Annotated in this window: 12 protein-coding genes; 10 read left to right on the top strand and 2 right to left on the bottom strand. The window is 66.7% G+C overall.

Going from position 1 to position 21,872, the window contains the following annotated elements; genetic code table 11:
* Nucleotides 1-9 precede the first annotated feature (9 nt).
* From FEF15_RS02945 to FEF15_RS02960, 4 genes are read left to right on the top strand one after another with little or no spacing between them, the layout of a single operon-like run.
* A complete protein-coding gene (locus FEF15_RS02945) occupies nucleotides 10-492 on the top strand; it encodes a hypothetical protein (protein WP_163557597.1) in 483 nt (160 codons plus the stop codon).
* Entirely contained in the window at nucleotides 489-746 is a 258-nt protein-coding gene (locus FEF15_RS02950; protein WP_163557598.1) for a bacteriocin, read from the top strand. The genes FEF15_RS02945 and FEF15_RS02950 overlap by 4 nt, the downstream gene beginning before the upstream one ends.
* A gap of 9 nt (nucleotides 747-755) precedes the next feature.
* Complete coding sequence (locus FEF15_RS02955; protein WP_163557600.1) at nucleotides 756-2,027, top strand: hypothetical protein; 1,272 nt, start codon at nucleotides 756-758, stop codon at nucleotides 2,025-2,027.
* Nucleotides 2,028-2,045: 18 nt separating this feature from the next.
* The gene (locus FEF15_RS02960) at nucleotides 2,046-12,848 is read left to right on the top strand and encodes an LPD38 domain-containing protein (RefSeq protein ID WP_163557602.1); all 10,803 of its coding nucleotides are present in this window, start codon (nucleotides 2,046-2,048) and stop codon (nucleotides 12,846-12,848) included.
* On the opposite strand, the gene FEF15_RS02965 is transcribed toward FEF15_RS02960, so the two are convergent.
* Both FEF15_RS02965 and FEF15_RS02970 read right to left on the bottom strand, forming a co-directional pair.
* The gene (locus tag FEF15_RS02965) at nucleotides 12,818-13,405 is read right to left on the bottom strand and encodes a hypothetical protein (RefSeq protein ID WP_163557603.1); all 588 of its coding nucleotides are present in this window, start codon (nucleotides 13,403-13,405) and stop codon (nucleotides 12,818-12,820) included. The two genes, FEF15_RS02960 and FEF15_RS02965, sit on opposite strands and share 31 nt — an antisense overlap.
* A 31-nt stretch (nucleotides 13,406-13,436) precedes the next feature.
* On the bottom strand, nucleotides 13,437-14,741 hold the full coding sequence (locus FEF15_RS02970; protein WP_163557605.1) for a tyrosine-type recombinase/integrase: 1,305 nt from the start codon (nucleotides 14,739-14,741) through the stop codon (nucleotides 13,437-13,439).
* A gap of 336 nt (nucleotides 14,742-15,077) precedes the next feature.
* Here FEF15_RS02970 and thrS point away from each other — a divergent pair, with 336 nt between their 5' ends.
* The 6 genes from thrS (at nucleotide 15,078) to pheT (ending at nucleotide 21,817) form a co-directional block, all read left to right on the top strand.
* On the top strand, nucleotides 15,078-16,979 hold the full coding sequence (gene thrS, locus FEF15_RS02975) for a threonine--tRNA ligase (protein WP_163557606.1): 1,902 nt from the start codon (nucleotides 15,078-15,080) through the stop codon (nucleotides 16,977-16,979).
* A gap of 76 nt (nucleotides 16,980-17,055) precedes the next feature.
* Nucleotides 17,056-17,595: a translation initiation factor IF-3 gene (gene infC / locus FEF15_RS02980; protein ID WP_276208185.1), complete on the top strand. Its 540-nt coding sequence runs from the start codon at nucleotides 17,056-17,058 to the stop codon at nucleotides 17,593-17,595.
* 87 nt (nucleotides 17,596-17,682) lie between these two features.
* Nucleotides 17,683-17,877 carry a 50S ribosomal protein L35 gene (gene rpmI, locus FEF15_RS02985; RefSeq protein ID WP_102586569.1) on the top strand — a complete coding sequence of 65 codons (195 nt, stop codon included), beginning with the start codon at nucleotides 17,683-17,685 and terminating at the stop codon, nucleotides 17,875-17,877.
* Between the two features lie 35 nt (nucleotides 17,878-17,912).
* Nucleotides 17,913-18,266, top strand: coding sequence for a 50S ribosomal protein L20 (gene rplT / locus FEF15_RS02990; protein ID WP_021817421.1), 354 nt, complete (start codon nucleotides 17,913-17,915; stop codon nucleotides 18,264-18,266).
* A gap of 117 nt (nucleotides 18,267-18,383) precedes the next feature.
* Entirely contained in the window at nucleotides 18,384-19,403 is a 1,020-nt protein-coding gene (gene pheS, locus FEF15_RS02995) for a phenylalanine--tRNA ligase subunit alpha (protein WP_163557608.1), read from the top strand.
* A gap of 32 nt (nucleotides 19,404-19,435) precedes the next feature.
* Nucleotides 19,436-21,817, top strand: a complete 2,382-nt coding sequence (gene pheT / locus FEF15_RS03000; protein WP_163557609.1) for a phenylalanine--tRNA ligase subunit beta — start codon at nucleotides 19,436-19,438, stop codon at nucleotides 21,815-21,817.
* Nucleotides 21,818-21,872: the final 55 nt, after the last annotated feature.

A 21,872-nucleotide genomic window follows, 5' to 3' on the forward strand; every position in this document is an offset into this window, starting at 1 on the left:
GAGGATGCCATGGCGACCGATTTTCGCAGCAGCCTGCCCAACGTTCCCGCCCCATCGGGCAACAGCGCTCAGCAATACATCAACCCCGGCCAGGCGTTCCGTGGCGACCAGGGCGCCTCGCGCCTTCTCGGCCGCCTCAACCGCGCGCAATGGGAGGACTGGAAGGCGCGCTTCCGCCCCTACGTGCGCTCCCTGGCCGACATCGCCCAGGACGAGACGGCGCCCCGCGATGCCGCCCGCCAGGCCAGCCAGTCCATGGGCCTGGCCTTCGACGCCAACCAGCAGGCGGATGAGCAGTGGCGCCAGGGGCTGGGCGTGAGCCGCGACAGCCGCCAGCAGGCCGCCGACGAGCGCGAGGCCGACGTGCGCCGCCGTGCCGCTCAGGTGAGCGCCGGCAACCAGGCGCGCATTTCCGCCCTTGACCGTCAGCAGGCCATCCTGGCTGGCGGCATGGGCCTGTCCAACATTCCCGACAAGGTGATGGACCAATGAGCTACGGACTTCTCGGGCTGCGCGGTCAGATGGAAGGCGAGGCCATGCAGGGCCTTCAAGACCTGGCCGGGCAGCAGCGCCAGGCGGAACACTTGGAGAGCCAGATGGAGCAGGCCGAGCATCAGCAAAAAATGCAGGCCGTGGGCACCGGGGCCGGTATCGGCGCCATGGTGGGTGCCGGCACGTCCGTGGGCGGCCCCGTGGGCGGCCTCATCGGTGCCGGCGTGGGTCTGCTGGCCGGCTCACTGTTCTAGGAGGCAGACATGGCAGAAGGACTCGACACGCGTGGTCTCGCCAGCGGCTTCACGCAGGGCTTCGGCCTCATGGATCAATACTACCAGGGCCAGGCGCAGCAGGAGCGCGCCGATGAGAAGCTGAATATGCAGCGCGAGCGCTTCGATATGGAGCGCGAGGAAGTCGAGCGCGCCCGCGACCTCGAAACCGTGCAGCTCGCGCTGGGCAAGATCGCCAATGGCATGGCCCCCAGCGAGGAAGAGATCGAGACGCTGCGCGACAACCCCAAGTACTGGCCGGCGCTCGACCCCGACACCGATGATGCCCTGGCCGTGGCCGAGCAGGTGGTCGATCCCGAAAGCCCCAAGTCGATCAACGACCCCGATTCGTTGGCCTCGCTCAACCAACTGTTCGGCAGCGAGGTTGCCAAGGGCGAAGGCGGACAGAAGCTGGTCACCGGCGTCTACCCCGGCACGCAGGGCGACACCGTGACCCTGGACCTCGAAGTCACCGGCGAGGACGGCAAGACCTACCGCGCCCCCATGACCGATGGCCGTTCCAACCGCGAGGATGACGACACCGTGATGGAGGTGCCGGTCGAGAAGCTGGTGGAGAAGACGCAGGGCATGAAGGCGATCCGCAAATCCTTGCAGACCCCCGAGGCGCAGGCGCAGGCCAGCAAGGTGCTCCAGCTGCTGCGCGGCGAGGAAAGCGACAACTGGGAGCTGGAGGAACATGAGACCCTGGGCATGATCCAGCGCAACACCGATACCGGCGAGGTGAAGCCGGTACGCGGTGGCGCCGGCAGCGCCGATGCCGCTCGACGGGGCGGTGGCGACGACCGGCCCAGCCGTATCCGCGAGGCCGAGCTGCTGGTCGAGAACGGCATCGCGGGCGACATGGAAGAGGCCTACAACATGGTCCGCTCGCGGGCCGGCAGCGCGTCTGGATATGACCGGGCTCAGGACGAGATCAACTACCTGTCCGACCGCATCGAGAGCATCAACAACACCCTGCAAGACCGGGCTGCCATGGCGCAGATTCCGGACGAGGATCGCGAACAGATGCGTCGCGAGCTGGAAGAGCTGAAATCCCGTCGCGAGCGTGTCGCGCAGCAGGCCTTCCCCTCTGGCTCGGGCCTCGACACCGGGGACCAGCCGGAACCCGAGCCGGAAGGCGAGACCGAGGAAGGCAAGTCGTCCGAGGAGGACCAACCGAACCGCGAGCGCGGACGGCGCCCTGGTCCCGACACCAGCCCCGACGAAAGGGCCGACCAGATTCTCAACGACGTCCTGGGGTAAGACCGAAAGGAGCCGCGTGTGAACGCCGCCACCGACAAGTCGACGACGTGGAAAGAAGTCACTCAGAGCGAGGGCTTCAAGCAGGCCGATCCCGAGACCCGAAAGATCGTCCGCGACAAGTTCTTCGATCAGGTAATCCGCCCTAAGGCGCCCGAGGGCAAGGTCGAGTACATGCGGGACAAGTTCGTCTCGACCACCGAGCCGGACGTGTTCCCCAGCCAGGAGGCGGGTGACGAAGGAGGCGACGAGGGCGCTGGAGAGCCCCGTGGCCTGTCGCTGCCCGACGCCAGCTACACGGGCGGCAGGCCTCAGGAACGCGCCGTGAAGGAACGCCAGGATCGCCAGCAGCGCCAGGCACGCACCGACCTGCGCGAGAGCAGCGAGCTGGACACCGCCGCCCTGCAATCGGCCCAGGACGTGGCCGACGAGCCCGAGGGTATCAGTGCCAGCGACTACGGCCTGGAAACCCTGGAAGGCGGCGTGCGCGGCACCGGCGGCGTGGGCGGTGGTGCCGGCGACTTCTTGGAAATGGGCGGCGAGCAGGTCGACCGGGGGCTGCGCAAGCTGGGTCTCGGCGAGCTAATCGACCGTGGCGATGAGGCCCTGCAGGGCCGCAAGCCCAGCGACCTCTTCCAGCGCTTCGAGGACTGGATGAATGAGGGCGCCGAGCAGATCGACGCGCAGCAATCGCAGGAATTCAGCGAGGCGGTCAAGGGCTCCATGCCGAAAGGCGACCTCACCGACCCCAGTAGCTGGTCGATGGGCGACGACCCCAGCGCCGCCGGCTACATGGGCCTCATGGCCGGCCTGATGGGCGAGTTCGCGCCCCAGGCCGCGACCCTGATGGCCGGCTCCCCGCAGCGCGCCATGGCGGCCATGTCCGCTGTGGGCGGCCTGCAGGCCGGGGGCGGCCAGGCCCGCGAGGCCGAGGAATACGTCGAGACCATGGACCACGACCAGCTGTACGAGGAGGCAGGGCTCTACAAGGAGCTGGTCGACGGTGGCATGGACCCCGACGAGGCCAAACGCCAGACCGCCAAGACGGCCGGCGCGGCGGCGAGCACCGCCGGCATGGCCTTGGGTGGGGCCGGTGGCGCCGCCATGGGTTATGTGCTGGGTCCGCTGCAGAAGCGGCTGGGCGGCAACATCGTCAAGCGCGTGGCACAGAGTGCCGGTATTGAGGGGGCCATTGAGGGCGGCCAGGAAGCCACCGAAACCATGGCCGCACGCGGGCTCTCCAACCAGGCCATCGACGCCGCACGCGACGTGACCAAGGGCACCTGGGGTGACTTCATGACGGGCACCATGCTGGGTGGCCCTATCGGTGGCCTGGGTGGTGTCGGCGGCGCGGCCCGAGGCGGCAAGCCGCCGCGCACGCAGAGCGACATCGTGCGCGAGCGCACTCCCGAGGACATCGCCGCCCTCAACGAGCGCTTCGAGCAGGAGCAGGCCCGGGATGCCCGCCAGGCCGCACGGCAGCGTCGACAGGATGACGACGCACCCGACACCACCGTCACCGTAGGCGGCGACCCCGTGGAAGGTCTGGCGATGGACGAGGCCCCGGTCAGCGACAGCCGCCGTCGCTTCCTCGATACCGTCAGCTCCCTGGCCGGCGACATGGAAGACGGGGCGACGATGCCCGACTTCGACGGCGAGGGTCAGCTGACCGTGCGCAAGGATCGGCGCGACGACGGCACCGAAACCCTGCGCGTGGAGCGCGACAATGGCGAGCCGGCATTCGAGTTCGAGCGCGACGGCGATGCCTGGCGCCCCGTGGGCGTATCGGCTGGCGAGGCCGTGTCCGGCGAAGCCATGGCCGCGTCCCAGAATGTGATCCAGGCCCTGAACGGGACGTCCGCCCAGGCCACCGACCTGCTGCGCACGCCGCGCAGTGAACTCGATGCCGAGCAGCGCGCGCAGCGTGACTCCCTGGCGTTCGGCGACACCTTCAAGACGATCCGCGAGCAGGCCGAAGCGCAGGGCATGGACGACGTCGTGCGCGACCTCGATGCCGCCAGCGAGGAGGTGTCGGCCGCCCTGGAGGACGAAACCCTGGCCCGGACCAACGAGGATCAGGAGGGCGTCGAAGCCGCTCGCACCCGCCTGTCGAGTGCCGCCGAGCGCTTCGGTAGTGCCCTGGAGCGCATGGAGAGCGCCGAGACGGGCGCGAGAATGGACACAGAGGCCGCCACCGGCGAGACGGAGGGTGAGGTCGGCCGTCGCTTCCGCAGCCGCCAGGAGTGGGAACAGGCGTGGCAGCAGCAGGGGGTGGAAGACCCCTCCGCCAATATTCCCGACACCACCATCGAGATCGACGGCCAGCGCCTGGGGCTCGACGAGATCAGCCAGGGAGCAGCCGAGGCCGCCACGCGCAAGCCACGCGCCCAGGTTCGGGCAGACCTGCAGCCGCGTGGCCTGGACCTTGATGAGGCCACCGCCCAGCAGCAGGAAGAACCCGAGATAACGCCAGAAGCCCGGGAAGCCGCCGAATCGGTGGCGACAGAGGAGACGGGCGACCAGCGCACGGCCTCCGTGCCGACCATGGTCACCAACCGCATGAAGCGTGACCTGGGCAACCTGGGGTACAGCCGCGACGCGATCAAGAAGATGAAGCCCCAGGAGGCCTGGGACATCATCCAGCAGAGCCAGGCCGGCACCCAGGAAACGGACGCGGCGACCGACGAGCAGGCGGCCGACCCCGAGCTGTTCCGCCGCACCAATGGCCAGCCCTTCAAGACGGAACGTGGTGCCCGGGCCAGCCGTCCCTTCCGCGACGCCCTGCGCCAGGAGCGCGAGCCCATCGTGGAGCCGGTCGACGGCGGTTTCGCCGTACGCGTGCCGCGCCCGCGCCGCATGGAGGCACCGACGCCGTCCGAGGTGGAGGCCGGAGCCAGCCGTGCGGAGACTGACCCGAGCGACGCCCAGATCGAGGCCGACAACTACCGCAAGGGTCGAGTGCGCCTCCAGGGCATGGACATCGCTATCGAGAACCCCAAGGGGTCGGAGCGCAGCGGGACCGACGAGGATGGTGGATTCTGGCGGTCGCGCCTGGCGCACCACTACGGCGACATCAAGGGCACCCGAGCCCCGGACGGGGACAACGTCGACGTCTTCGTGGGCGACTCCCCGGATTCCGAGCGGGCCTTCGTCATCGACCAAGTCGACCGCGACGGCGAGTTCGACGAGCCCAAGGTGATGATGGGCTTCAACTCGGCGGAGGAAGCGCGCCAGGGCTACCTCGCCAACTACCCGAGCAACTGGGACGGCCTGGGCGCGATCACCGAGACCGATCCCGACACGCTGCGCCAGTGGCTGGAAGACGGCGACACCAACCGCCCCTTCGGCGACCTCGATGCCCAGGCGGAGGTGGCCCCCGAACCCAAGGGCATCGCCGCCCAGCGAGAACGGGACGCCCGATCAACCCGAGACCGCACCCTGTATCGCGGCTCGGGACGTCAGGATCGGGGCGAGCGTTACGCCGGTGCCGACGTCCCCGTCATGGGCGAGGGTCGCTACTTTGCCCTGGACCGCGAGACGGCCGAGCAGTACGGGCCCGACATCGAGACCGCCAGCCAGTCGGACGTGGCCGAGAACCCGCTGGTGATCCGTGGCGACAAGGACTGGGCGCGGCTCACCAAGGAAGCCGGGTGGGACGTTCCCAACCCCGCCGGCAAGAGCGAGGCCGAGATAAAGCGCCTGACCCGCCAGCTGCGCGAGGAGGTGACCGGCCGTGGCCACGACAGCATCGTGGTCGACTGGGACGACAGCACCCCTTACGACATGGACGACAGCGGGCGCTCGATCAAGCTGCTGCGGGACGTCTTCGACACGCCCCAGGTGGTGAGCTACCAGGCCCCCGACCAGACCCGCTATCGCCAGACCAGTCAGCCCAGCGAGCACGCCCGCGCCGTGAGCGACGCCGTGCAGCCGCTGCGTGACGAGGGGCTGCCGGCCGAGGTGGTCGACAGCGTCGATCAGTTGCCGGCGCCCATCCGCGAGGCCATCGAGCGTGACGGCGTGGCCGATCAGGTCAGCGGTGTGCGTCACCAGGGCACGTCCTGGCTGGTCGCCGACAACCTCGACTCCCCCGACGAGGCGGTCAGGACCGCCCTGCACGAGACCGTGGGCCACGGCGGAGTCCGCCAGGTGCTGGGCGACACCATGAACCGCACCCTGGACGCTATCTACCGAGACATGCCGGCCCGAGAGCGCCGCCGCCTGGAGCGCACCTACGCCGGTCAGCTGAACAACCAGTCTCCCGAGCAGGCCCGCCGCACGGTCGCCGAGGAGCACATGGCCCACTTGGCCGAGACGCAACCGCAGAGCGGCTGGGTTGACCGGGCCGTCAGCAAGGTCCGCCAGTGGCTGCGCCGCCTCTTCGGCGACCGGGCCGCCAAGCAGTGGGGTCGCCAGGAGATCGTCGACCTGCTGGCCCGGGCCCGGGGCGCCGCGATCACGCCGTCGAGAGATACCGCCCCGCGCTACGCGCTGCGCTTCAACCGCGAGTTCGGAGGCTTCAAGGCACACGTCGCGCCCGATGGCACCCTGACGGTGAAGGGCGACCCGGACGAGATTCGTGCCCAGCTGCCCGATTCGGTCAAGGGGCGCAAGGTCAAGGAGGGGTTGCGCTTCACGCCCAACCTGGCCGCCCAGGCACGCAACGCCCTGGAAGGCTTCAAGAACGCCTATACCCGGGGCGGCGAGGTGCTTCGCCAGAAGCCGATGAAGAACGGCAAGTACATCGGCGCACCCGACAAGTTCAACACCCCGGGCAAGATTGGCAAGCTGCGCCGTATTCTGCGCGGCCTCGCCGAGGAAGGGGCGCCCGGCCGCTACTGGTATGAGAACAGCGGCGACGCGATCCTGCGCATGGTGGGCGGTGATGTACGCAGAGCGCGTCAGTTTGCCTCCCTGTTGTCGATCTACTCGCCCCAGGCCAAGGTGGGCTCCAACGGCACCTTCGCCCTGCGCGCGTGGGCTCAGCACGAGGCCGGTCACCCGATCAACGTCAAGACCGGGGATCAGGACCGCAAGGCCGAGCGAGCGCTGAGCGACGTCGATGAGTTCTGGAGCGGGGAGAAGACCTCCAACTTCTTCAACAACCTGCTCCGCCAGATCGACCCCAGCACCGAAGGGCGCCAGGGCGCGACCATCGACATGTGGATGATGCGCGCCGCGCAATACGACCACGACCGTCCGACCGATTCCGAACAGATGTTCATGCAGGACGAGGCCAACCGGGTCGCCAAGCAATTCGGCTGGGAGCCTCAGCATGTCCAGGCAGCCATCTGGGTGGCCATCAAGGCCCGCATGGAGAACCCCAAGGTCAAGAAGCGCGCCGACGAAATTTCGGAGCGCAAGGGGTGGATCAGCTTCAGGGAGGTCGAGAAGGACGGCAAGACCCGCAAGGAGCGCGTCACCCACAACGAGGCGAAGCACTGGGACAACTGGTTCGACCAGGCGATGAAGTCGGACGTCGACCCCCAGGAGACGGTCAAGGCCAAGTTCGACTTCGAGGAAGCCATCCTCAACCACGTCGGTCAGGTCTCCTGGGAGGCCCGGCCAGGCCGCACCACGGGCGTGCTGCCGGGCGTCCACGACGCGCCCTATGAACAGCAGGTGGAGTTCCAGCAGGCGGTCCACAACGCCCTTCGCGATGAGAACGGCGTGGACATGGTCGCCGCTCGCCTGGGGTTGATCGCCGAGCCGGACGACCTGATGGCACCCGGTGCCTGGCAGGGCGAGGTCTCGGCCGGCATGCAGAAGCAGGTGGCGGTGGCTCCCGACCGGGGCGGCACCCAGCGTGGCGCCGTCGACCCGGCTCAGCGGGAAGCTCTGGACCTCTACGCCAACCTCCTGGGGCTGCTCACGTATCAGGAGGGCATCGGCTGGCACCGGCCCTTCCCGGCCACCTCAAAGAAGCGTGCGAACGCCCTGGACGTCAACGTGGGGCGCCCGCTGTCGGCGCAGGAGATGGCCGACCTGTCGAGCGCCCTGGACGCGCACTTCAACGAGAAGGGGCAGCCCGACTGGCAGGACGACCTGGCCCTTGTCAGCACACCGCAGGGTGTTAGGCTGCTCAATATGGGCACGCTGCCGGACGGCAATGCCCTTGAAGCGCTGGATGCTGTCTTCGCACCGGCAATACCTGATTCTGAAACGAAGCTATTGCGGTTCGACGGCGGTTTCGCCGCCAACGACTGGCAGGAGAATCCTAATGGGCAAGGTTACACGTCGCGGATTAGCGAAGCCGGACGATCCGATCTTCTCGACTGGGCCCGAGATCAGCTCCAACCACGCGTACAGCGGGTCTTCGAGGACTTCAGCGAGCGATACGGGTGGGGAGACCCCGGCGACGTCCGATTCAGCCTACGATCCGAACGCACCGGAGACCGAGGAGGACGCCAAGCGCGCCGAGGCCCAGCGCCGCTTGAAGGTGCGCCGTCAGTACGAGGGGCTTCGGGGCCGGACCCGGAACTCGTAGCGGTTGCCGAGCAGTATGCCCGCGACCATGGCATCGAGCTTCGTCGACAGGCGGAATACGTCAAGGTCGACGAGGACCGTGCGCGGCGCATCGCTGACGCCTATGCGGCGATGGAGCACGCCCCACAAGACCCCGAGGTACAGCGCGCCTACCGTGACATGATCCGCCAGACCCGGGCGCAGTACGACGCCCTGGTCGACGCCGGATACGAGTTCTACTTCTTCGACGCCGATACCGACCCTTACGACGGCAACCCTTGGAACGCTGTTCGCGACCTGCGCGCCAATAAGCGGATGGCGGTATTCACCACCGAGGGCGGCTTCGGCACCGACGAAGAGTTCGACCCCACCGACAACCCACTCCTCGAGGACACCGGCCTTGAGTGGGCCTTCGGCAGCCCGGACGGCCCCAAGCGCAAGGTGCTTGCCAACGACCTCTTCCGCGCGGTTCACGACGCCTTCGGGCATGGCCTGGAGGGCGCCGGCTTCCGTGCGCGTGGCGAGGAGAACGCCTGGCAGGCGCATATCCGGCTGTTCACCGGCCCGGCAGTGGGCGCCGTGACGTCCGAGACGCGCGGGCAGAACAGCTGGCTCAACTTCGGCCCCTACGGTGAGCACAACCGCACCGCCGGCATCGAAGACACCGTCTTCGCGGACCAGAAGACCGGCCTCATGCCCGAGTGGACGTGGACCGAGGGCCGTGCGCCGAGCGAGGACACCCCCGAGCCGCGATTCAGCCTGGCGCCGCCGGTGAAAAGCCCGGCATTCCGTCGCTGGTTCGGCGAGTCGGTGGTGGTCGATGCCGAGGGCGAGCCCCTGGAGATATACCACGGCACCCAGACCGACATCGCCTACGCCACCGAGAACGGCGGCCCGATCTACCTGACCGACTCGGCCCGCTACGCCAACTACTACGCCGGCGGCGAGGCCACCGGCTCCCCGATGACCTTCGCTGACCAGTACCCGGTTGGCGACATGACGCCCGAGCAGCAGCGCGACGAGGTCGAGCGTATCGAGACCGAGGCGATGGCCACCAACGACGCGGTCACCGAGGAGGAGGCCGAGTTCTACTATGGCGAGGGTGCCAACCTGTCGCGGATGTGGGAGGCCTTCGACGACACCGAGCGTCAGCAGATTCGCGAGCGCAACCCGTCGGTGGCCGACAAGATCGACCGCTACCAGGCGCTCGACGCCCGAATCCGCGAGACCGCCCGTCGCCAGCAGAGCCTCAACGAGGAGGCCCGTCGCGTGGAGAGCCGCGGCCGGATCGCCACGCCGAACGTGGTGCCGGTCTACGCCTCGATCCAGAACCCCTACTACGTACAGGACGAGATGGGGATTTATAACCTGGGCGACGACCCCGAGGCCGTCCAGCGCCTTAAGGACCAGGGCTACGACGGCGCGATCTGGATCAACCCGGGCGTCGACAACCTGGGCGAGGCCGCCAACCTGCCCTACGGCAGCGAGGTCCTCGCCTTCTCCCCGGGCCAGGTGAAGTCGGTCTATAACAAAGGCGAGTTCGACATTGGCGATCCCGATATTCGCTTCTCGCTGCGCCGTCCCGTGGGCGGTCGGTATCCGTCCGGCGACTCGGCTCACTTCAGCCTGCCCGACGAGACCCTCACCGAGGTCGCCGCGCGTAAGGCAGTCGACAAGATGCGCCCCCTCAAGGTTCTGGAGCAGCGCATCGAGGAGCATGGCGGTCGCGTCAACGAGGACAACGACGTCTACCTGGCCGAGGAGCTGTTCCACGGCAAGACGGAGACCGACCTGCGTGACCTTGAGCAGGACTACGTCCAGCGCCTCGCCGAAGGCCTGGCCGAAGCCGACATCAGCCAGTCCGACTTCGACGACTTCCTCTACGCCCGCCACGCGCCGGAGCGCAACGCAAAGATCGCCGAGCGCAACCCCGACGATGAGCGCTATCAGGACGGTGGGTCGGGGATGACCGACGCCGAGGCCCAGGAAATTCTCGACCGCAAACTCAACAGCAGCAAGGCGGATGACTACCGGCGCCTTGCCCAGATCGTCTATGACATGCTGGCCCTGCGTCGCGAGGCGATCCGCGAGGGCGGCCTGGAAGACAACGAAGCGGTGGACGCCTGGGAGGCCAGCTACGACTACTACGTGCCGCTCAAGGGCTGGGCTCACGACGAGGAGGCCCAGCCGCAGTTCGGCGTCGGCACGGGCACCGGCAAGGGCTTCGAGGTCCAGGGCCGCGAGGGACGCACCGCGCTGGGCCGTCGCACCCAGGCCGCTTCGCCCTCGACCCAGGCTATCGTGGACACCATCCAGTCGCTGATTCGCCGCCGCAAGAACGAGGTCGGCAACTCGCTGCTGTCGCTGGTGACCGACAACCCCAACCCCAAGCTGTGGCAGGTCTTCACGCGGGACAACCCCGATATGGAGCGTGCCAAGGTGACCCGCACCGACCCCGAGACCGGCGAACGCCGCATCGAGGTCCAGATGCGCCCGGTGGCCATGGACGGCAACCCGCGCTACTTCAAGACCAAGAAGGGCGGGCGCACCTACTACATCAAGATCAACGACGAGCGACTCGCGAACGCCATGCGAAACGTGGGGCCCGAGCAGAACGGACTCCTCATCAACGCCATGGCCTCAGCCACGCGCCTGATGTCTAGCCTGGTCACGAGCTACAACCCCGAGTTCATGGTCAGCAACTTCGCGCGCGACCTGCAGACGGCGATCCTCAACCTGTCGGCCGAGCAGACCCGCGAAGACGGCAAGGCGAAGGGCAAGCGGATCGTCCGCCAGACCGTACGCGACATCCGGCCGGCGATGCGCGCTGCCTACCGGGCCCTGGCTGGGCGGGAAGGCCGTGATGCCAATTCCCGTGTCTGGGACCAGTGGATGCGCGAGTTCATGGAGGACGGGGCGAAGACCGGCTACTTCGACATGAAGGACATCGACGCCCAGGCCAAGGAGCTTCGCCGCGTGATGCGCCGCTCGCAGCGAGGCGCGGTGTCCGACATGCTGCGCGCCCGGAAGCGCGCCACCGACCTCGTGGAGAACGTCAACGGGGCGGTGGAGAACGCCGTGCGTCTGTCGGCCTACGTCAATGCGCGCAAGGGCGGCCTGTCACGCAAGAAGGCCGCCAGCCTGGCGAAGAACATGACGGTTAACTTCAACCGTCGCGGCGAGCTGGGCACCGCCTTCAATGCCGCCTTCATGTTCTTCAACGCCTCCGTCCAGGGCACCATGAACGTGGTGCGGACGCTGGGGAGCATCAACGATGCACCGCCGGGCAACAGCCGCATGAATATCTGGTCGCGGATGAACGCTGCTCAGAAGATGGCCGTGGGCATGACGGTGGGGTCGTACATGCTCAGCATGTTCAACCGCTGGATGTCCGAGGAGGACGACGATGATGAGTTGTACTGGGACAAGGTGCCCTCGTTCGAGAAAGAGCGCAATCTGGTCTTCATGACCAGCGGCGAGAACTACGTCAAGATTCCGCTCCCCTACGGCTACAACGTCTTCTCGGTGATGGGCACCCATGCCGAGGGCGTCATCAACGGCAACAAGTCGATCACCGACTTCGGCAAGGACATCGCCCTGTCGGTCCTGGGCAGCTTCTCGCCCATCGGCTTCGAGGACTCGCCCGAGATGCAGAACGTCCTGGCGAAGAACATGACCCCCACGCTGTTCCGCTCCATCACCCAGGTGGCCGTCAACGAGGACTTCGCCGGGCGACCCATCTACCGCGAGAACTTCGTGGGCGGGGCACCCAAGCCCGACAGTCAGCTGGGCATGGGCTCCACCCCCGAGGCATTCAACGCCATGGCGGAGTTCATCAACGAGCACACCGGCGGCAGCAAGTACCGCAGCGGTGCTGTGGACCTCAACCCGAGCGTCATGCAGCACTTGGTGAACTACTACGGGGGCGGCGCCTGGGGCTTCACCGAGAAGACGGCGGACGCCGTGGCTCGGGTCTTCCAGGGCGACGAGATCAAGCGCTTCCGCATCCCCTTCGCGGGCCGGGTGATGGGCGAGGTCATGCCCTACCGGGACATGCAGACCTTCTACCAGCGCCGGGACGAGCTGGCCCAGCTCAACGAGGAGTTCGAGAACATCGACGCCGACAAGGCGCTCGACTTCCACGACAAGCACGAGGCCAAGCTCGGCCTCCATGAGCTGGCCACGGAGGTCTCTGACACGCTGGCGAAGCTGCGCGACGTTCGCGACGCCATCAAGGAGGATGACGAGCTGTCAGAGGCGGAGCGCAAGGAGGAGGTCGAGGCCATCGAGGAGGCCATGCAGGCCGAGGTCGACTTCTTCAACAAGCTCTACAATGAGGACACCCGCGAGTCGAGGTGACGCCGCAGCCGATGGCCGACCCCGTAGCCGATGGCGAAGATGAACGGGAACCAGGCGAGCGTGATAAGCGTCGCCACCCAGCCGCCGTAGGGCAGCAGCTCGAAGAAGGGCAGGAAGGTGTACGGCCCGAACATGGCGGCGAACGCGAAGACAGCGCCGCAGCTGAACGGGGTGACGGCCACCACCTTGCGATCTATCTGCTCCAGCAGGGTGGGAGGCCGCTCGGGCAGCAGCGGCCGCTCATACGGCTGCGTGGCCCGAGAATCGGCAAGCGCCCACCACGACAGGAGGCGGCGATAGACGAACTGTCGCACCCGGTAGCGGACCCAGACCCCGGCCAGGAAGCCGACCGGGATACACCCGTAGCTGGCATAGGCGTGATACCAGTGCGGCTCGCCGGCCCACGGGGCCTGCGACATGAAGACCAGCACCGTGACCGCCACGCCGACCACCAGCCCGATGGCGGTGCGGCAGAAGTCCAGTGTCAAGGCGCGATCTATCCGTCGATGCTCGGCCTCCGTGAGGCGTACCACGGAACTCCACTGCGAGGGGATCATATCGCCTCCGTCTTTCCTGCCATAAGGGTAGTCATCTGCCCGGCGTCATTTCCAGACGCTCCCCGCCCATGCCAGGCACGATGATCCGGGCATCGAACTCGTCGATCATTTCCTGAGTGATACCGGCCTCCAGGGCATCGAGGTAATCGCTGTACCACTGCATCATGATGCTCCGGGGCTTGATCCAGGCCGCCTTGTTGTAGACGCCCTCCAGGCCAGGCAGGGCGTGGGCCAGCTGCATCTCCGTCCAGTCGCGCGGCCAGCCGTGCTCCGACAGCAGCGTCTTGGCGGTGTGCCGGCTCCCGTGGCCTGTCATCCTTCCTTTATATCCCGCCAGGTCGATGCAGTTGTTGATCGCGCTCGACGACAGCACGGGTGTCTTGCTCCCGTTGCGGCTCGGGAAGACGTACCCCCGGCGATTGGCCAGCGGCCTCACCCCTTCGAGCAGCTCGATCACCTGACGGGTCAAGGGAACCAGATGGTCGCGGGAGGACTTCATCCGCTCGGCCGGGATCGTCCAGATGGCGTTGTCGAGGTCAATCTCGTCCCAGTGCATCCAGCGCACCATGGCCGGGCGGGAGGCCGTATGCACCACGACCCAGACCGCTGTGCTGACGATGGTTCCGCTGGACACCTGGCGGAGCGCCTGAAGAAATCCCGGGAGGTCGCTCTCCAGCAGGTGGGCAAAGGGCTTCGAGGGAGTCTTGCGACGGGCGACCACGCCCATGTCGGCGGCCGGGTTGTGATCGCATCGGTCGTGGGCGATGGCATAGCGGAATATTGCCCGCAGCCAGACGCGCATCTTGCGCGCCCGCTCCAGGGCGTTCCGCTTTTCGATTCGCTGTTGTACCCTTACGCAGTCGGCCCGGGTGACTCGGGAGATGGGGATGCGGCCCAGGATGGGGAGGGCGTCGTTGTCCAGCCATCCGCGGACATGGCGCTCATATTCGTCGTTGACGCCTTCCTTCAGCTTGTGTTCGAGCCATTCCTCGGCCGTGACCGACCAGGGGGCCATGCGGTCGCTCGACTTTTCGGCCTTCTCCTGGCGGCGCTTCTCCAGGGGGTCTTCGCCGTGCGAGACGGTTTCCGCGACCTCCTGGGCGCGGGATCGGGCGAGCTTGACCGAGGTGTCGGGGTACGCCCCGATGCCCAGCCAGGCCCAGCGTCCCGTATCCGGTTTCTTGTAGCGGACCTCCCAGCGCTTCCGGCCGCTCGGGCTGACCACGAAATACAAGCGGTCGACGCCGTAGGCCTCGCGGTATTCCCGGTCCTCCGGCTCCAGCTTGGCGAGCACGGTGTCGGCCAGGGGGCGACGTTTGATGGCAGTGCGTTTCATGCGTGTGCTGTCCTGTATGGCGAGGGCGATGATGCTACACCATACATCACCATACACGACACCATACAAGGTGCTGCGCCGTACATCGGACCACGTTGAACTGCGATGAACCGCCAAATCGTTTTTAAACAGACACTTAACCGAAAGACAGCGCAGGATGGCCTACATTGGCTCCCCTCTCAGGAGCCCTGGTATGGATCAGCCTAATCCTTCAAAATCAACCAGTTAAGGCGCAGAGCGGGTGCCGCCATACACGCAGCCATACAAGATGTACGCCCATGGCGGTTTCCTCTTAGGCTCCTTGGTATGGTCCACCACTGCGCAAAGGACGCTTGCATGCCCATCGTGACCCTGCCCGACGGCAGCCAGAAGATCTTCGATGCCCCCCTGACCGTGATGCAGTTGGCCGAGTCGATCGGTGCCGGCCTCGCCAAGGCGTGCGTGGCCGGCAAGATCGACGGCGAGCTGGTCGATGCTGCCGATGTGATCGACCGTGACGCCAAGGTGTCGATCCTCACCGCACGCGACCCCGAGGGGCTCGAGGTCATTCGCCACTCCTGCGCCCACCTGATCGGCCACGCCGTCAAGCAGCTCTATCCGGACGCCAAGATGGCGATCGGGCCGGTGATCGAGGACGGCTTCTACTACGACATCGACTTCGGCCAGTCGGTGACCCCGGATGACCTGGCGGCCATCGAGACGCGCATGAAGGCGCTGATCGACCACGAGTACGACGTGATCCGCGAGTACGTCGATCGCGACCAGGCGATGCTCACCTTCCTGCACCGCGACGAACCCTACAAGCAGGAGATCGTGCGCGAGATTCCCGAGGGGGAGACGATTCGTCTCTACCACCACGAGGAATACACCGACATGTGTCGCGGGCCACACGTGCCCAACACGCGCCACCTCAAGGCCTTCAAGCTGACCAAGCTGGCCGGTGCCTACTGGCGCGGCGATGCCAGCAAGCCGATGCTCACGCGCATCTACGGCACGGCCTGGGCCGACAAGAAGCAGCTCAAGGCCTATCTCAAGCGCCTCGAGGAGGCCGAGAAGCGCGATCACCGCAAGCTCGCCAAGCGCATGAACCTCTTCCACCTCCAGGAGGAGGCGCCGGGCATGGTGTTCTGGCACCCCAACGGCTGGACGCTCTATCAGGCGCTCGAGCAGTACATGCGCCGCGTGCAGATCGAGCACGGCTATCAGGAAATCAGGACGCCCCAGGTCGTGGATCTGTCGCTGTGGAAGAAATCCGGCCATTGGGGCCACTACAGCGACCTCATGTTCACCACCGAATCGGAGAAGCGCGAGTACGCGGTCAAGCCGATGAACTGCCCCTGCCACGTGCAGGTGTTCAACCAGGGGCTCAAGAGCTATCGCGACTTGCCGCTGCGCCTTGCCGAGTTCGGCAGTTGCCACCGCAACGAGCCTTCCGGTTCGCTGCATGGCCTGATGCGCGTGCGCGCCTTCACCCAGGACGATGCGCACATCTTCTGCACCGAAGGCCAGATCCAGGCGGAGGCCGAGGCCTTCATCGCGCTGACCCTGAAGGTCTACCGCGAGCTCGGCTTCGAGGACGTGGAGCTCAAGCTCTCCACGCGGCCCGAGGACGACTTCCTCGGCGAGCCCGAGCTGTGGGACCGCGCCGAGGCGGGGCTGGAGGCCGCGCTCAACGCCACGGGGCTCGATTGGGAACTGCAGCCCGGAGAGGGCGCCTTCTACGGCCCCAAGATCGAGTTCTCCCTGCGCGACTGTCTCAACCGGGTGTGGCAGTGCGGCACCCTGCAGCTCGACTTCAACCTGCCGGGGCGGCTCGGGGCCCAGTACGTCGACGAGGACGGCGAGCGCAAGACCCCGGTCATGCTGCATCGAGCCATCCTGGGCTCCTTCGAGCGCTTCATCGGTATCCTTATCGAGCACTATGCCGGCGCCATGCCACTGTGGCTCGCTCCCGAGCAGGCGGTGGTGATGACCATCACCGATGCCCAGCGCGATTATGCCCTGGCGTTGGAACAGCGCTTGCAGAAAATCGGCCTGCGCGTCAAGGCGGACTTGAGGAACGAGAAGATCGGCTTTAAAATCCGGGAGCATACGTTGCAGAAAGTTCCCTATCTCCTGGTGGTAGGAGATAAGGAAGTCGAGGCCGACTCGGTCGCCGTGCGGACCCGCAGCGGCGAGAACCTCGGCACCCTGCCCGTCGATGGCCTCATCGACCGCCTGCGTGCCGAAGGTTGGTAAGGACAGCTTGGCAAGGACAGGTTGTAAAGACTGAGTAGGTCACGGCATCGTCAATTACCGGAACGGAGACGGAACGATCAAGCGAAGCAACCCTAGAGGGCGCGTCCAGGATAAGCGCCCACCGATGAACGAGCGGATTACCGAGGATCAGGTGCGCCTGATCGACAGCGACGGCGAGCAGCTGGGCATCGTGCCCACCAGCGAGGCGCTGGAGCGCGCCGAGGCCGCCGGTATGGACCTCGTCCAGATTTCCAATGCCGATCCGATCGTCTGCAAGATCATGGATTACGGCAAGTTCGTCTTCGAACAGAAGAAGCAGAAGGCGGCCCAGAAGAAGAAGACCAAGCAGATTCAGGTCAAGGAAGTCAAATTCCGACCGAACACGGACGAGGGCGACTATCAGGTCAAGCTGAAGAACCTGATACGTTTCCTCGAAAGTGGCGACAAGGGCAAGGTCACGCTGCGTTTTCGCGGTCGTGAGATGGCGCACCAGGATATCGGCCGTCGGCTGATGGAACGGATCGCCTCCGATCTCGAGGAGATCGGCACCGTGGAGTCCTTCCCCAAGATGGAAGGGCGCCAGATGATCATGATCCTTGCCCCCAAGAAGAAGTGATCCGAAGGCCCGTCAAACGGATGGCCGGTGCGTGCACCGGCCATCGGCCGCGGATTTTCTGAAAAACCCTCGAGCGGAGTTCAACTCATGCCGAAAATCAAGAGCAACAGCGGCGCTGCCAAGCGCTTCAAGAAGACGGCCAACGGCTTCAAGCACAAGCAGTCGTTCCGGAGCCACATCCTGACCAAGAAGTCCACCAAGCGGAAGCGTCAGCTGCGCGGTATGAAGCAGATCCATGACGCCGACAAGCAGCTGATCCAGCGCATGCTGCCCAACCTCTGAACCTTGGTAGAACCGTTCAACGTCAGGAGTGAACCATGACTCGTGTCAAGCGTGGTGTCGTCGCACGTCGTCGTCACAAGAAGATTCTCAAGCAGGCCAAGGGTTACTACGGTGCGCGTTCGCGCGTCTTCCGCGTAGCCAAGCAGGCGGTCATCAAGGCCGGCCAGTATGCCTACCGTGACCGTCGCCAGCGCAAGCGCCAGTTCCGCGCCCTGTGGATCCAGCGTATCAACGCCGGTGCGCGCCAGCACGGCCTCTCCTACAGCCGTTTCGTCGGCGGCCTGAAGAAAGCCGGCATCGAGATCGACCGCAAGGTGCTGGCGGATCTGGCTGTTCATGAGAAGGCTGCTTTTGCCGCCATCGTCGAGAAGGCCAAGGCTGCCCAGTAAGTGGTATCGACCGATGGTGCCGGGGCGGTGAACGCCGGCCCGAACTGACGCCGATCCGTCACAGGGGAAGAGCAGCCGCTCTTCCCCTGTTTTTTTACCAGATTCGGAGCACAACGGATGGATCATCTTCCCACAGTGGTCGCCGAGGCCCGCGCAGCGATCCAGGCTGCCGAGAGCATCCCGGCCCTCGAGGCGCTGCGCGTGCGCTACCTTGGCAAGAAGGGCGAGATCACCGCGCTGCTCAAGGGCCTCGGCAAGCTGCCGCCCGCCGAGCGTCCGGCGGCGGGGGAGCGCATCAACGAGGCCAAGCAGGCGCTGGGGCAGGAGCTGGAGGCGCGCCGCCAGGCGCTGGAGAAGGCCGAGCTCGAGGCGCGCCTGGCCGCCGAGCGCGTCGACGTGACGCTGCCCGGCCGTGGCCAGGCGAGCGGTGGCCTGCACCCGGTAACCCTGACGCTGGAGCGCATCGAGGGACTCTTCACCCGCATCGGCTACGAGGTGGCGGTGGGCCCCGAGATCGAGGACGACTACCATAACTTCGAGGCCCTCAACATTCCCGCTCATCATCCGGCTCGCGGCATGGCGGATACCTTCTATTTCGATGCCACCCGCCTGCTGCGCACCCACACCTCGCCGGTGCAGGTGCGTACCATGAAGGAGCAGGCGCCGCCGATCCGCATCGTCTGCCCGGGGCGGGTCTACCGCAGCGATTCCGACCTGACCCACACGCCGATGTTCCACCAGGTGGAGGGCCTGCTGGTCGATGAGGATGTTAGCTTCGCCGACCTCAAGGGCACCATCGAGGACTTCCTGCACGCCTTCTTCGAGCGCGACGACCTCTCGGTGCGTTTCCGTCCCTCGTACTTTCCCTTCACCGAGCCCTCGGCCGAGGTCGATATCCAGTGCGTGATGTGCTCCGGCGACGGCTGTCGCGTGTGCTCGCACAGCGGCTGGCTCGAGGTGATGGGCTGCGGCATGGTGCACCCGGAAGTGTTCCGCCATTCGGGCATCGACGCCGAGCGCTACAAGGGCTTCGCCTTCGGCATGGGGGCCGAACGCCTGGCCATGCTGCGCTACGGGGTGAACGACTTGCGCCTGTTCTTCGACAACGACCTGCGCTTCCTGCGCCAGTTCGCCTGAGCCACCATGCCTGAGAGTACACGGGATCCGTCATGAAATTTTCCGAACAGTGGCTGCGCGAGTGGGTCTCGCCGCAGCAGGATGTCCAGGGGCTGGCCGATCAGATCACCATGGCCGGGCTGGAAGTCGATGCCATCGAGCCCGTGGCAGCCGTCTTCGAGGGAGTGGTGGTGGCCGAGGTGGTGAGCAAGGCGCCGCACCCCGATGCCGACAAGCTGGCGGTGTGTCAGGTCGATGACGGCAGCGGCGAACGCACCCAGGTGGTGTGCGGGGCGCCCAATGTGGCGGTCGGCCAGAAAGTGCCCTTCGCCCGGGTCGGCGCCGTGCTGCCCGGCGACTTCAAGATCCGGAAGGCCAAGCTGCGCGGCGTCGAGTCGCGGGGCATGATCTGCTCCGCCTCGGAGCTGGGCATGGCCGAGGAGACTTCCTCCGGGATTCTGGAGCTACCGCTCGAGGCGCCGGTGGGCGAGGCCTTCCGCGTCTGGATGGGGCTCGATGACCACAGCGTCGAGGTGGACCTGACGCCCAATCGCGGCGACTGCCTGAGCATCAAGGGTTTGGCCCGCGAGGTCGGGGTCCTCAACCGCCTGCCGGTCGAGGGGCCGGCCATCGCGGCGGTGGCTCCCAGCCATGACGAGCGGTTTGCGGTGCGCGTCGAGGACCCCGAGCGCTGCCCGCGCTATATCGGCCGGCTGATCAAGGGGGTCGACGTGGCCGTCGCGACCCCGCTGTGGATGGTGGAGCGCCTGCGGCGCAGTGGCGTGCGCTCTATCGACCCGGTGGTGGATATCACCAACTACGTGATGCTCGAGCTCGGTCAGCCGCTGCATGCCTTCGATCGCGCCAACCTCCACGGCGCGGTGATCGTGCGTCTGGCCCGCGAGGGGGAGCAGCTGGTGCTGCTCGACGGCCAGACCGTCGCCCTGCGCGACGATACCCTGGTGATCGCCGACGAGCGCGGTCCGCTCGCCATCGCCGGGGTCATGGGCGGCGAGAACTCCGGCGTGAGCGCGGCGACCCGCGATATCTTCCTGGAGTCGGCCTTCTTCACGCCACTGGCGGTGGCCGGTCAGGCTCGCACCTATGGCCTGCACACCGACGCCTCGCACCGTTTCGAGCGCGGCGTCGACCCGCAGCTCACCCGCGAGGCGGTGGAGCGCGCCACGCGCCTGCTGATCGACATCACCGGCGGCGAAGCGGGGCCGCTGGAGGAGTCGCGCAGCGATGACCACCTCCCCGGCGAGCGGGAGGTGCGTCTGCGTAGCGCGCGTCTCGAGCAGGCGCTGGGCAAGGCGCTGCCGGCCGAGGAGATCGGCGAGATTCTCGAGCGCCTGGGGCTCGGGATCACGCTCCGTGACGATGGCTGGCAGGTGAAGGTGCCGAGCTGGCGTTTCGATCTGACCATCGAGGAGGATCTGATCGAGGAGGTGGCGCGCATCCACGGCTACAATCGCCTGCCGGTGCGGCGCCCTGCGGCGCGCCTGGCGCTGCGTGCCGATCACGAGGCCCGAGTGCCGCTGGGACGCCTGCGGCGCCAGATGGTGGCGCGCGGCTACCAGGAGGCGGTGACCTACAGCTTCGTGGCGCCGGAACTGCAGGCGGCACTGCTGCCCGACGCCGTCTCGCCGCACCTGGCCAACCCCATCTCCAGCGACCTCTCGGTGATGCGGGCGAGCCTCTTCCCGGGGCTGGTACGCGCCCTGGAGCACAACCTCAACCGCCAGCAGAGCCGCGTACGCCTCTTCGAGGCCGGCCTGGTATTTCGTGGCGAGCTGGACGATCTGCAACAGGTGCCGATGCTCGGCGCCCTGGTGTGCGGGCCGCGCGAACCGGAAGGCTGGGCGGGCTCGCGGGAAGCGGTGGACTTCTTCGATCTCAAGGGCGACCTGGAGAGCCTCATCGGCCTGGGGGGCGAACCCGAGGCCTGGCGTTTCGAGCCCGCCCCGCACTCGGCGCTGCACCCGGGGCAGAGTGCGCGAATTCTTCACCGGGGCGAACCGGTGGGCTGGATCGGGGCGCTGCATCCCGGCGTACGGGCGACTCTGGGGCTGCGCGCCGATGCGCTGCTCTTCGAGGTGCGCCAGGATGCCCTGACCCATGGCCGTATCGCGGCCTTTACGCCGCTGTCGCGCTACCCCGAGGTGCGTCGCGACCTGGCCTTCCTGGTCGAGGCGTCGCTGCCGGTGCAGGCCCTGCTGGATACCATCCGCGGCCAGGCCGGGGAGTGGCTCACCGAGAGCCGGCTGTTCGATGTCTACCAGGGCAAGGGGGTGCCGGAAGGGTGCAAGAGTGTCGCCTTGGGCTTGACCTGGCAGCATCCTTCGCGCACGCTGAATGACGAGGAAATCAATCAGTTGGTCGATGCCATCGTCGACGAGTCGCGTCAGCACCTGGGTGCTGAGCTGCGCGGGTGACGACTTCCGCCACGGTGGAAACTTCAAGGGCGCGACCGTTTTGCGGTGGCGCCCT

This window comes from Halomonas sp. NO4 (assembly GCF_010994375.1).
Lineage (GTDB): Bacteria > Pseudomonadota > Gammaproteobacteria > Pseudomonadales > Halomonadaceae > Halomonas.

What these genes read in the sequence shown, in the direction of transcription:
- FEF15_RS02945 (WP_163557597.1), top strand. Translation starts at nt 10, where the DNA reads ATGGCGACCGATTTTCGCAGCAGCCTGCCCAACGTTCCCGCCCCATCG.
- FEF15_RS02950 (WP_163557598.1), top strand. Translation starts at nt 489, where the DNA reads ATGAGCTACGGACTTCTCGGGCTGCGCGGTCAGATGGAAGGCGAGGCC.
- FEF15_RS02955 (WP_163557600.1), top strand. Translation starts at nt 756, where the DNA reads ATGGCAGAAGGACTCGACACGCGTGGTCTCGCCAGCGGCTTCACGCAG.
- FEF15_RS02965 (WP_163557603.1), bottom strand. Translation starts at nt 13,405, where the DNA reads ATGATCCCCTCGCAGTGGAGTTCCGTGGTACGCCTCACGGAGGCCGAG.
- FEF15_RS02970 (WP_163557605.1), bottom strand. Translation starts at nt 14,741, where the DNA reads ATGAAACGCACTGCCATCAAACGTCGCCCCCTGGCCGACACCGTGCTC.
- thrS (WP_163557606.1), top strand. Translation starts at nt 15,078, where the DNA reads ATGCCCATCGTGACCCTGCCCGACGGCAGCCAGAAGATCTTCGATGCC.
- rpmI (WP_102586569.1), top strand. Translation starts at nt 17,683, where the DNA reads ATGCCGAAAATCAAGAGCAACAGCGGCGCTGCCAAGCGCTTCAAGAAG.
- rplT (WP_021817421.1), top strand. Translation starts at nt 17,913, where the DNA reads ATGACTCGTGTCAAGCGTGGTGTCGTCGCACGTCGTCGTCACAAGAAG.
- pheS (WP_163557608.1), top strand. Translation starts at nt 18,384, where the DNA reads ATGGATCATCTTCCCACAGTGGTCGCCGAGGCCCGCGCAGCGATCCAG.
- pheT (WP_163557609.1), top strand. Translation starts at nt 19,436, where the DNA reads ATGAAATTTTCCGAACAGTGGCTGCGCGAGTGGGTCTCGCCGCAGCAG.